1 protein-coding gene is annotated in these 642 nt (G+C 48.3%); it reads right to left on the bottom strand.

Features of this window, described 5'->3' with window-relative positions; all coding sequences use genetic code 11:
- Window positions 1-251, bottom strand: a 251-nt coding sequence (locus tag ACFFRH_RS44915; RefSeq protein WP_023147286.1) for an FAD-dependent oxidoreductase, incomplete at its 3' end; no start/stop codon positions are given.
- Window positions 252-642: the final 391 nt, after the last annotated feature.

The raw sequence follows: 642 nt of genomic DNA, 5'->3' as shown, positions 1-642 counted from the left end.
GCAAAAGAAGAGCGGAGCAGTCGGGAATGGTCGCTGTAAAGTGGGTTTTGATTGAATTCTATAATGCGGCTGACGGCGTGACGGAGAGCTTTCGACGGGATGGTGCCCCAGTGGGTGCAACCGCCGCCAACATTTTGATAACGCTCGATAACTGCGACGCGCGCACCTTGCTTAACCAGGCCCATTGCAGCGCCTTCGCCGCCGGGGCCGGAACCTATTACTATGGCATCGTAATCGTAGGAATGTGGCATGGTAGGGCTTACCTGTTCTTATACATAAAAGCAACAGAATGGTAACATTTTATCGCGGGTAAGCCAATTGATCCCCGTCATTTATTTGGCTATATCCTGAGCGGCCTTTGCTTTGTCTGTTTCTTACTTTTGCCCTGACGTTTTATTGGATTTTTATCGACGATACTCTCCGTTTAAGCGGCAGGTTTCCGCTGTACGTAAAAGAACCGGCCAAAGAATTGCAGTAAATATGTTTTATTGCGTTACCGTTCATTCACAATACTGGAGCAATCCAGTATGTTCATTCTCTGGTATAGTGCCAGCAGTACTTTTGGCAAGGATTCAGACATCGTGATGGGCGTAAGAGCGCAACAAAAAGAAAAAACCCGCCGTTCGCTGGTGGAAGCCGCAT

Origin of the sequence: Streptosporangium vulgare (assembly GCF_042428775.1) — a bacterium.
Lineage (GTDB): Bacteria > Actinomycetota > Actinomycetes > Streptosporangiales > Streptosporangiaceae > Streptosporangium > Streptosporangium vulgare.
Note: the sequence above shows the minus strand (reverse complement) of the source record. Positions and strands in the feature narration are given on the sequence as shown.